Source organism: Staphylococcus sp. SA22, from assembly GCF_054165785.1.
Genome location: NZ_JBSZQY010000002.1, coordinates 125571 through 137863 on the forward strand (window position 1 = coordinate 125571; position 12293 = coordinate 137863).

At 33.0% G+C, this 12293-nt stretch carries 9 protein-coding genes and 1 other RNA gene; 1 reads left to right on the plus strand and 9 read right to left on the minus strand.

Translation table 11 applies throughout. The features are described 5' to 3' along the window. From vwb to ACXQH5_RS02810, 5 genes are all read right to left on the minus strand, one after another. A partial coding sequence (gene vwb, locus ACXQH5_RS02790) for a von Willebrand factor binding protein Vwb (protein WP_458066459.1) occupies positions 1–1466 on the minus strand: 1466 nt, incomplete at its 3' end. Between the two features lie 220 nt (positions 1467–1686). Beyond that, positions 1687–4761, minus strand: coding sequence for an MSCRAMM family adhesin clumping factor ClfA (clfA, locus tag ACXQH5_RS02795; protein WP_057504520.1), 3075 nt, complete (start codon positions 4759–4761; stop codon positions 1687–1689). 261 nt (positions 4762–5022) lie between these two features. Next, positions 5023–5553, minus strand: coding sequence for a GNAT family N-acetyltransferase (locus ACXQH5_RS02800; RefSeq protein WP_001167167.1), 531 nt, complete (start codon positions 5551–5553; stop codon positions 5023–5025). A 138-nt stretch (positions 5554–5691) separates the two neighbouring features. Next, on the minus strand, positions 5692–6213 hold the full coding sequence (locus tag ACXQH5_RS02805; protein WP_000608186.1) for a hypothetical protein: 522 nt from the start codon (positions 6211–6213) through the stop codon (positions 5692–5694). Next, on the minus strand, positions 6213–6377 hold the full coding sequence (locus tag ACXQH5_RS02810) for a hypothetical protein (RefSeq protein WP_078064537.1): 165 nt from the start codon (positions 6375–6377) through the stop codon (positions 6213–6215). The genes ACXQH5_RS02805 and ACXQH5_RS02810 overlap by 1 nt, the downstream gene beginning before the upstream one ends. A 433-nt stretch (positions 6378–6810) precedes the next feature. Between ACXQH5_RS02810 and ACXQH5_RS02815 the strand changes: the two genes are divergently transcribed. Beyond that, positions 6811–7539: a DUF5067 domain-containing protein gene (locus ACXQH5_RS02815; protein WP_000757406.1), complete on the plus strand. Its 729-nt coding sequence runs from the start codon at positions 6811–6813 to the stop codon at positions 7537–7539. 287 nt (positions 7540–7826) lie between these two features. On the opposite strand, the gene ACXQH5_RS02820 is transcribed toward ACXQH5_RS02815, so the two are convergent. From ACXQH5_RS02820 to rnr, 4 genes are all read right to left on the minus strand, one after another. Beyond that, a complete protein-coding gene (locus tag ACXQH5_RS02820; protein WP_000999092.1) occupies positions 7827–8441 on the minus strand; it encodes a stage II sporulation protein M in 615 nt (204 codons plus the stop codon). 514 nt (positions 8442–8955) lie between these two features. Beyond that, positions 8956–9317: a transfer-messenger RNA gene (gene ssrA, locus ACXQH5_RS02825) on the minus strand. A gap of 90 nt (positions 9318–9407) precedes the next feature. Beyond that, complete coding sequence (gene smpB / locus ACXQH5_RS02830; RefSeq protein WP_001085185.1) at positions 9408–9872, minus strand: SsrA-binding protein SmpB; 465 nt, start codon at positions 9870–9872, stop codon at positions 9408–9410. Positions 9873–9893: 21 nt separating this feature from the next. Then, positions 9894–12266, minus strand: a complete 2373-nt coding sequence (gene rnr, locus ACXQH5_RS02835; RefSeq protein WP_001050031.1) for a ribonuclease R — start codon at positions 12264–12266, stop codon at positions 9894–9896. Between the last annotated feature and the right edge of the window lie 27 nt (positions 12267–12293).

Sequence of the window (12293 nt, forward strand, 5' to 3'; positions counted from 1 at the left end):
TTTTGATGACCTTCACTTAAAGTATTTACTTTTTGTTGGGCATTTAATCGGTCTTTATAACTATGTGTATCTTTATAATTATCAACTAACTTTTGAGCTTCTCTAACGTGTTCACGCTTAATTACACGCTTCTCACGTTCAGTTAGATGAGAAGAATCAATTTGACTTATACCAACCAGTGATCCTGATTTTCTACCAGGTAAAGCAGACGTTTCTTCAAATTCAACAACATTATTATGCGTGTGATTTGAAGTTGTTGGTGATTGATGAGTTGTTGTGAAATCATGACTTTCACCATTTAATCCAGCCAATTGTTTTGGTGCTTTGTAAACGATTTGTTGATGTGCTTGACGTTCAACTGTAGGCATTGGAACCTGTGTCATTGTTTCAGTATATGTAGTCGGTGATGTTGGTTTCTTTGTTGGTGCAGAAACCACAAGTTGCTTGTCGTTTTCGTTGTCGTCTTCGTCATATTCTAACGATACAACTGGTGTGTTATTTTTATTTTTTTGTTTAGCTAAAAATCGTTCTTTTATTTCTTTAAATTTCTTTTCATAATTAGCTTTTTGTTCTTCAGTTACTTCGTTTATTTTAGATTTGTGATTTTGAGTATTTAAACTTCTTTTACTCCTTTTAGATGTATTCGCTTTAGCTTCTTCTGTATCTGCTTTTAGTTTTTTTGCCATTACTATATTTTCTTCATTACTTTCAACTAACGCCGGTATATTCAACGGCCTATTTTCATTGATTTCAACAAAAAATTCATCAATAATTGATTCTAAATCTTCAACTCGTTCTTTAGATAACCTATCATTTTGAGGATGCCTTTCTTCTCTCTCATCATCACTACGGCCAACAATCAAATCTAATTTATTATAAAGATTCTCTCTAGCTTCATGTTTATTTGGAAAAGCGTGTCCAAGCATTAATACTTTATTTTCTAGTTCATTTAATTTAACTCTAACTTCGTAATCTTTATCTCTATCAAATTTTTTCAAATCAGGATTTCTACTTTCGATATCTTGTGTCTTTCTTTCAAACTCATTTTTATTTTCCTTTATTGCTTCGTGAATAGCTAAATACCTTTGATGTGTTAAGCCCAATACACCATTTGGAACTTGGTTGTTATTTTTTTTACTACTTTCTATTTTTCTTTCTTCATCTAAAAATTTATTTAGCGCATCTAGTTCAGCAAATAATTTTTTTCGGTAAGTATCCATTGCCTCTTTATATTCAGGTTCATCATATCCATCGTTTTTATTTATTTCTGATGTACACATAACGCTCCTAAGACTGTCTTTATACTGCTTTAAGGTTAAATTATTACTCTTTTGCCCTGATACAGATAACGCTTTTGATACATATGGATTCTCCTCCCCAGAAACCACTGCACTCGCACGATTGCTTTCCCAAATTTGTGATACACATAATGCTCCCAATGATAAAACTAGCAATTTATTTTTCAACTGTATTTTCTCCTTAATTTTCCCTAATCAACAACCTACCTTACACCCTATTTTTTCGCCAAGCCAAATTATATAACATCTACCTTTTTAAAATAATTAACTGTTGATGAATTAATTATTAATTATATTCAAACAATATATTTGGAAAATCCAAGTAAAAAAGCCACCTTTTAAGGTGGCTTCTTCATGAATCATATAATTAATTTAATATCATTATTACTTATTTCTTATCTTTATTTTCTTTTTTTCTTCTAAAAAGTAGTAATGAACCTAATGATGCTAATAATCCCCAAATTAGTGACGTATTCTCTTCACCTTCAGAACCTGTATCTGGTAATGGCTCTTTACTATCTTTAGCCTCATTTTTATTAGAAGCATTAGTACCATTTTTAGGTGAATTAGGCGGAACTACATTATTGTTAGAACCTGAGTCGGAATCGCTATTTGAATCACTTTCTGAGTCAGAGTCGTTGTCTGATCCTGTGTCACTCGTTGAATCAGAATCGGAATCACTCGTTGAATCTGAGTCGCTGTCGGAATCTGAATCACTATCTGAGTCGGAATCGCTATCGGAATCTGAGTCACTACCTGAGTCGGAATCACTCGCTGAATCTGAGTCGCTGTCGGAATCTGAATCACTATCTGATTCTGAATTGCTATCTGAATCTGAGTCACTGTCTGAGTCAGAATCGCTAACTGAGTCGGAGTCGCTATCTGATTCTGAATCGCTATCGGAATCTGAATCGCTGTCTGAGTCGGAATCACTGTCTGAATCTGAATCACTCGCTGAATCTGAGTCGCTATCTGAGTCGGAATCGCTGTCTGAGTCTGAGTCGCTATCTGAGTCGGAATCGCTGTCTGAGTCGGAATCGCTATCTGAGTCTGAGTCGCTGTCTGAGTCGGAATCGCTATCGGAATCCGAGTCACTGTCGGAATCTGAGTCACTGTCTGAGTCTGAGTCGCTGTCTGAGTCTAAATCACTGTCGGAATCTGAATCACTGTCTGAGTCTGAGTCGCTGTCTGAGTCTGAGTCGCTGTCTGAGTCAGAATCACTATCTGAATCCGAGTCACTGTCGGAGTCGGAATCGCTCTCTGAATCTGAATCGCTATCTGAGTCTGAGTCACTGTCTGAGTCAGAATCGTTATCTGAGTCGGAGTCACTGTCTGAGTCTAAATCACTGTCGGAATCTGAATCACTGTCTGAGTCTGAGTCGCTGTCTGAGTCTGAGTCGCTGTCTGAGTCAGAATCACTATCTGAATCCGAGTCACTGTCGGAGTCGGAATCGCTCTCTGAATCTGAATCGCTATCTGAGTCTGAGTCACTGTCTGAGTCAGAATCGTTATCTGAGTCGGAGTCACTGTCGGAGTCGGAATCGCTTGCTGAATCTGAATCACTCGCTGAATCGGAATCACTTGCTGAATCTGAATCACTATCTGATGTAGAATCACTTGCTGAATCTGAATCGCTCGCTGAATCTGAATCGCTTGCTGAATCTGAATCACTATCTGAATCTGAATCACTATCTGATGTAGAATCACTACCCGAATCTGAACCGCTATCTGAATTAGAATCGCTGCCAGAATCTGAACCACTATCTGAACCTGGGTCAGAATCTGAATCCTCTGGAATTGGTTCAATTTCACCAGGCTCATCAGGTTGTTCAGGAACAACAGGTTTATCGATACCGTCACCAGAACCTGATCCGTTATTAAATGCTACTTCGTTGTCCCATGACATAGAGCGCCAAATTATATTCGAGTTATACCCATATAAAGTTGAACGTAAAGCTAAATCACCTTTGCTATTCGGATCAATATGACCATTAACAACTACAATATACGGTGTTGTAATTTGATCATCGTCTGTTGGAAACTCTACTTTATATTGATTTGGATTTGGGAATGTAATATTCACACTATTAGTGACATCCTCAAAGTTTTCTGGATTCACAAAGTAACTTTCAGATAAATCAGCTGCATTATCTACTTTATATACTTTAATACTTGTATTTTGCTGATCTATTAATGCATTACTATCCGTATTTGGTTTTAAATTACCTGTTAAAACCGGCGCAATAACGTTATCTCCACTTGGATTGACATAAATTGTCTGACGATACGTATTATTTGTTTTATCGATTTGGTCAATTGTACCTTTAATAGATAAGTTATAAAACTTACCATATTTTTCATAATCTACTAATACTGTTTTGTTTGCTGTTGTACTACCTATGCCAGTAGCCAATGTCACATTACCTGTCTTTGTAACATTTTCAGGGTCAATATAAGCGGGCATAGTCAAAGTTGCTTTAACATCATCTTTAGTATTTACATAGTCTGTAAATGTATAAATAACATTACCATCATTATCGATTACACCATTTGCCAATACTTGATCTCCAGCCATAATTGGAGGCACTTTAGCAGTTGAAGTTACACCATTTAAGTTTAATTCTTTAGGTACAGTTATTTTGAATGTGTCACCTTTAACAGCAGAATTAGGCACTGAAAAACCATAATTCAGTTTGACATAACCTGCTTGGTGCGGATACACAGTCGTACCAGAGTCAATACCAACTGTCACATTCGTCAACTGATTCGTAATATCTGTGCCAGCTGCCGGTGCATCTGCAGCTACAGCCGCTAAACTAAATGCTCTCATTCTAGGCGCACTTGTATTAACCGCTTGATTAACTACATCTTTATTACTTGCATCTGTACTCTGTGGAGCTGATTCATTGTTTGAAGGTGTTGCTTCAGTTGAAGTATCTTGCGTTGTTGAAACATTTTCCGCATTTGTAGAATTTTGAGGTGAATTTACAGATGATACTGTATTAGTATCATTAGAAGTCGTTTCATTACTTGTTTGATTCACTAATTCCTCCGCATTTGTATTGCTTGATTGAGTTGTTGCCGGTGTATTAGCTTGATTCGTTGCCGTAGTAGCTTCACCAGTTACCGGTGTTTCTTCCGTAGTTGCATTTGTTGATACTGATTGTGTCGTTTCCTGTTGTGCTAGATATTGCGCCACACTCGTTTCGCCATTATTAGTGTTTGACGTTGTTTTAGTATCACTCACGTTTGTGTTGTCTGTTTTAGGTGCAGCATTAACGCTACTTGAATCATTACTTTTGCTTTCGTTACTTGCGCTATCAGATTGCGTAACACTATTTTCACTTGCATCTGCTTCTTTACTGCTGAGTAGTCCAAAACCGATTAACGTACCTACAAGCACTGAAGCCACGCCAATCGATTTTTTCCGAATTGCGTGTTTTTCTTTTTTCTTCATATTCATTTTATTCCCTCTTTTTAAAAAGTTATTTTATATTAACTGTATACCCTTTAAAGATATATTTAATCTCCATTAATGCAATTATACACTAAAATTGCATTACAGCAATTAATTTGTATCGATATTTTATTATCTGCAATAATACTTTACTAACAAACATTTTATTTATTGCTATTTTAAAAATTTACAAACGACAACGTACGATTTCATTGCAAACAATTTGTATTATTAATATGAACTGCCTAATGTAATCCTAGCTTGCAATCATATTTTTTCAAAAGCAGATGTGTAATTTATGGTACCTGTTTTTCCCGCTAAACTGTTCAATTTTAATTCTTTAATTAAAAACGCTTCATCTGTTATCCCATCATATGGTGGATAAATGTCGTACATACTTGCGCGTTGGTATCCTAGATTGGCATAATACGTCGGCCATCCTAATACACTGATAAAATTATATCCTTTTAATATTGCTTCTCGTTCTAATGCTTGAATCAATCGCTTCCCGATACCTTTATTTTGATGATGAATATCAACAGATACAGGTGCTAACACTAATCCAATTTCCCGTTGTGCCTCGTTATCAAGATAAACTTCACTTAGTAAACCGTGCCCTACAACTTCATTTTGAAGAACAGCTACTAATTCTAAGTTATTGTCATACGTATCACTTAGACGAATTTGGTCTACTAGTTCTGATTCATTACCATAACCATGTTCACTATTTTCAAATGCCGTTCTAATTAACTGGTCAACTTGAGCAAAGTCATGTTGATGTATTTGTCTAATTTGCATCTTTGCCCCTCCTTTTAGTTCTATCTTAAAGAAAAATGCATTACAACATAAAGTAATATTTTATAGTAATGACGCCATTATTTCATTAAAATTGAATGATATTTTTCGTAATAAACAACTACCCTCTTAAATCAATTTTTAGATAAACTGCAAATCATAAATTTCTTTATTATTATAAGTATTAAAACGGTCGATTTGACCTTTTAATATAACTTCCTGTTGTTTGCGACTTACATTATGATAATAAGTCATACGTACATTCAAATCAGCTTCATAACCATTGTTCTCAATCGTTCTTTCTAATTCTTCGTACACATTTTTATTAATTGGTAACATGTACCCTTCTTTACTAGGTAAAATATTCACGTATTTTTTCTGAATGACTTTATCATTACCCAATAAAACCTCTATTGCAATTTTTTTAGCAGCACCGCCACCTAAATTATATAGTTTAATATAATCTTTATGATGATGCTCTTCTGTTGCCGAATTCATTATATTAAGTTGATCACCCTCCCTTTCTAATAAAATTTGATTAAAACCTAAAGCTGGCAGAAAGCTAATTTTCATTTGATAAAGTTGAACTGAAACTGATACAAAATAAAATAAAGCCATTATAAATGTTCCAATAGATCCTATAGCTGAAATAATATTAATCATTAAGATATCACCCTTCTCTTAAGGAAATTTATATGATTAATTTCAAACTGAAAAATCATTTTACTTAATCGTTTATATCCAAAAAGAATGATTTTAAACGTTATATTCGACTGCTCATATAAAAAGTTTTGCTTTATAGCCTTAAGTAACTTTTTAAACATCAAATACGCTTATTATTATGGCAATCTATTTGCATTGACTAAAGAATACAATAACGCTTTTAAGATCTCCCATCTTTGACCAGTATTTTCCAAATTAATAACACATCTTCTTCAATACATATTCATCTCATACAAATAAGTTGATTTTTTTATTTTTATAAACGTAATTTCTTAACAAATCAAAATTTTACATTTAAATCTTTCGATATATTACAAGTTTTTTAAAAAGTAATATATTTCTATCAATAAAAGTAATATAATATTAGTAATTATAGTTCCATTAATTTATTGCAACAATACATAGAATCATTATTACAAGAATTATTTAATATCATCTTAGAATCTCACAAAATATCAACTTTGTTTAATTACTCAAAACGATAAGTCGTTTAGAGTTTTTAAAATAAATTTTTGCGAAATAAAGGAGACATGTTAAATGAAAAAAGTAATGGGGATATTATTAGCAAGTACACTTATCTTAGGTGCTTGTGGACATCATCAAGATAGTGCAAAAAAAGAGAGCACTAGTCACAAAAAGAAAGAAAATGACAATGAAGAATTAAATGAAGAACTTAAAGAATTTAAAAGCAAAAAAAATATGGATATAAAAATTAAAGGCGATACTATTGTTAGTGACAAATTTGAAGCTAAAATAAAAGAACCGTTTATCATCAATGAAAAAGATGAGAAAAAGAAATATATCGCTTTTAAAATGGAAATTACTGCTAAAAAAGACGATAAAGATTTAAATCCATCTTCTATTTCTCATGACTATATTAATATCACTCAAGATGATAAAAATACAGTAAATAAATTAAGAGATGGTTATCTTTTAAGTGATAAAAAATATAAAGATTGGACAGAACATAACCAAGATCAAATTAAAAAAGGCAAAACTGCACAAGCCATGTTTATCTATGAGTTAAGAGGTGATGGAAATATTAATTTAAATGTCCATAAATACTCAGAAGATAAAACAGTTGATTCTAAATCATTCAAATTTAGTAAACTTAAAACCGAAGATTTTTCTCATAGAGCGGAAACAAGAGAAGAAGTAGAAAAGAAAGAAAAAGAATTTGAAGAAGAGTACAAAAAAGAACAAGAACGAGAGAAAGAAAAAGAAAAGCAAAAAGATGACGACCACAGTGGTTTAGATGAAGTATAAATTTATGAATGCTCGCATTCAGCGTTATAATCTTTGTTGTTATTATTGTCATTATAAATTAGCTTACTTACACTCATAATGACACACTAATTTAATTGTTAAATATAACAAAAAAGAGTAGCTCGCCTACTCTTTTTTGTTGTTTTGGAATGGTCATTTTTGAAATGACTCGATTATAGTTTCACGAATACCATGCAACATTTTTCGTGAACTCATATTTTACAAATCAATATTTATCGATCAAAAATAAACCTATACACATAGTTAGCTATGCCCTTTTAAAAGTTCTATATTATATTAGTTAAAAATTTGTAAACAGTTGGTGTAACAGTAATTTCAATTAAAGCGCATAAAAATGCCACAGGTAAAAATATTAGCAGGTAACACTTTACTATTGATTTTAATAAAACAAAAAAATTTGGCAATGTCTCTTTTCTTTTTCTAAATAAATTCATTGAATTTTTTCTAATATAGGTATTTAATAAGAATAACATTGATAGTTCAATGCTCGTTAAGTATATTTCTAAAATACCATGAGGCAAAATACCAATAAAAATAGCTATCCCTTCGTTTAATTTATATGAAAATGTAACCCCAATAATAACCGACAATGAATAAATTGTAGATATTGTAGGAATAAAATACAAATATGGTATTGGTATTATCGATAATATAAGTGACACAAAAGGAACTATAAAAGCATTATTAACAAATATCTCCAAAAACCCATTAAAATTATAAGTCACTTTATGATTTAAATCTTTACTAGGAAAATCACTAAAGTCCTGTATATTCATACCAATTATGTAAAATACTATTATTAGAATCAAACAAATAAAACAATTGAATTGCATAAATTTGTTACTGCGTTTCAAAAATGAAGATAAACTCAAGTCATTCATTGATTATGCCCCCATCTATAAATACTATTTCACTAAATAGATACGTTCACTCGCAAACGATATCATCCTTAAAAATCTATTAAAAACCAGCTATATTAAAACCTTTAATTTAACCATCTAAAACTATCACAACTTTTCCTCATTACATTTAAACAATATATCAAATTTAAGTCAATTAAAAGAAAAATATAATATTTATAAAAATCTTGATTCTAATTCTAAACTATATATTTAATTCTCTTATTTATGATACTTCTTTAGCTTAATTAATTTTGCAAATAAAATTTACATTTTAAAACTCAAAGCTCAACTTTTTTGACACTTATTTGACACACATTCTTTCAACTTTTAACGCAAAATCTTATATGTACACAACTATTAATTTTTCATTCATGAAAATTTGAACCTAAGCAGATACTATCATATCAACGTACACAGCTAATTTAACCTTCCTCACAAGAAAAGATAAAAAACATATAAAAAAGCCCACATCCACAAAGGTTGTAGGCTACAAATATGGAGACGGCGGGATTTGAACCCGCGTCCAGAGGTCCTGATACACATCTTTCTACGTGTGTAGTTTATCGAAAGGTTTCGCATCATGAAAAGTGATAAACAACCAACATGATGCTAGCTTGATTAAGTTTCTTCTAAACAGACTTCAAACGGCAGTGTCTAGCATATCCTATTAAGGTTGAATCGCGTTAACAGCACATAGGAAATGCTGTTAGGCGATGCAGAGTGCGATTAGGCAGCTACTGCGAAATTATTGTTTGTTTTGCCATTTATTATAAACTGTGTGTGTTGATGACGAAGACAACCCTCCGACACGCTTAATGAGCTCGGGGGACCCCTGTCGAATCCAGAAACGCCCCCGAAATAATAAATCAAACAAATCATACTTTTGTAATTTACAAAAGCACATATAACTATATCAAATATAGCCCGATTAAGCAACTAAATCGCTTAATAACGGGCTTTCATATCGCGCGCAACATCTCGTTTGACTGCTTTTTCTTTCAAAGCTTGACGTTTATCATATTTTTTCTTACCTCGTGCAACACCAAGTAATACTTTACAATGTCCATGCTTCAAATAAAGCTTTAACGGCACAATCGAATAACCAATCTCACGTGTTTGATCACCCAATTTAATGATTTCACGCTTATGCAATAATAATTTTCGAGAACGAAGAGGATCGTGATTAAAACGATTCCCTTCTTCGTATGGTGCTATATGCATATTATTCAAATACATTTCACCGTTTTTAACTTGCGCATAACTATCTTTAAGGTTAGCACTACCTCGGCGAATTGATTTTATTTCTGTGCCTTGCAACACAATTCCCGCTTCAATCGTGTCTTCAATATTATAATCATGTCTAGCTTTACGATTTTCCGCTAATGTACCTGGTGATTTCTTCTTAGCCATTCATACTCACCTCATTGCTGCTTATTTTTTCTTACGACGTGCTTTCTTTTTCACACTTTTATCTTTATAAAATGGCTTATGTTTACTGTTTCCTGATTTGTCATTTTTACGTTCATTTTTACCTTTACGTTGCTTACCTTTTTTCTTATGACCTTTATCATCAGATTTCGATTTATCTAATGATTTACCACGCGTTTTAGCTTGAATTGTCTTACCTCGCGCTGGGCGCTGTGATCGATCATTTTTCGGTAAAGGCATACCTACAATTTGAAAATCAATTAATCGTTCATCTACATCAACATGCGTCACTTTAACCTTAACTGTGTCACCAATTCTAAATACTTTAGCTTGACGCTCACCAATTAATGCCATTTGACGCTCTTCAAAACGGTAATAATCATCAGTCATATTCGCAATATGAACCATACCTTCTATCGTATTTGGCAATTCAATGAACATACCGAAGTTAGCTACTGAGCTGACAATACCTTCAAATTCATCACCAATATGTTGAATCATATATTCTGCTTTTTTCAATTCATCAGTGTCACGTTCTGCCTCAATAGCACGACGTTCACGTTTAGAAGTATGTTCAGCTAACTCAGGCAATTTGTCTTCCCAACGCTTCACTTCTTTGTTATCCATTGATTTCTCAATTAAATACTTACGGATTAAACGATGAACTGTTAAATCAGGATAACGTCTAATTGGTGATGTAAAATGCGTATAATATTCAGCTGATAAGCCAAAATGTCCCAAGTTCACATCATCATAATGCGCTTGTTGCATTGAACGTAACATCATTGTTGAAATGACCATTTGTTCAGGTCGACCTTCTACTTCTTCTTGAACCTTTTGAAGTGTTGTTGGATGAATATCTTCGCCAGTACCCTTAATCATGATGCCAAAGTTTGTAATAAAATCAAAGAATTGTCTTAAGCGATCTGATTTAGGTTGCTCATGCACTCGGTAAATAAATGGTACATCTAACTTACTAAAATGTTCAGCAACTGTTTCATTTGCAATTAACATAAATGACTCAATAAGACGTTCGCCTTCACCACGTTGTCTCAATTGAACATCTGTAGGTATACCATCTTCGTTAACTAGCACTTTCGCTTCGCTAATATCAAAATCAATTTCACCACGGCGTTTTCTCATTTGAATTAAACGATTTGATAAATCTTGTGCTAAATCTAGCATAGGCGTAATTTCATTATACTGCTCTCGAATCGTAGGATCCTTTTCAGTAATAATCTGATTTACCGCATAATACGTCATTCGATAATCAGAATGAATCACACTATCAAAGATTTCATGTTTTACAACGCGACCACTATCATCGATTTCCATGCGACAGCTTAAAGTTAAACGATCAACATTAGGATTTAATGAACAAATACCATTACTTAATCGATGTGGAATCATTGGAATTACACGGTCAACAAGATATACACTTGTAGCTCTATCATAAGCCTCTTTATCCAATGCAGAACCTTCTGTTACATAATAGCTGACATCAGCAATACTTACAGTTAATTGCGTATTACCGTTCGCTAACTTTTTAACACTAATTGCGTCATCTAAGTCTTTGGCATCCGCGCCATCAATAGTGATGGTCAATTCATCACGTAAATCATGACGTCCTTTAATTTCACTATCTTCTATATTGTCTGGTGTTGCTTCAGCTTCTTGTAACACTTCATCAGGAAATTCAATTTCTATGCCATGTTGATAGATAATAGATAAAATATCTACGCCAGGATCATTTTTATGTCCTAAAATAGCAGAAATATGTCCTTCTGGATTATCTGAACCGTCAGCATACTTAGTAATTTGAACTAATACTTTGTGACCATCTACTGCACCTAAGCTTTGTCCTTTAGGAATGAAAATATCTTGCATAATTCGTTTATCATCTGGAATGACAAAACCAAAATGTCTAGCCTGACTATACGTACCAACCACTTGAGTTACTGAATGCTTCTCAATTGACTTAACTTCCCCTTCAATTTTACCTTTATGCTCACCTTTTGATTGATGGATTTCTACAATAACAGTATCTCCATCCAAGGCACGATTAATTTTTGTTGGGGGAATAAATATATCTTCCATATCTTTGTCTTCAGGTCTTAGGAAAGCAAAACCTTTCTTGTTTTGACTTAATGTTCCTTTAATTAATTTCGATTGACCTTTAGAACTATGCTTTTTTTGGTATCTATCTGTTTTCGAACGTTCGATTAATCCTGATTGTTCTAATTCCACAAGCACCTTAATTAAATCTCTAAATGAGTCGGCACTGCTTAAACCTAATGCATCTTGAAAATCTGAAACTGACATAGGTTCATATTCAGGTTGATTAATAATCTCTTCTATTGATTGCTTTAAATTCATTATGCCCCTCCTTTCTAATGTTAAAAT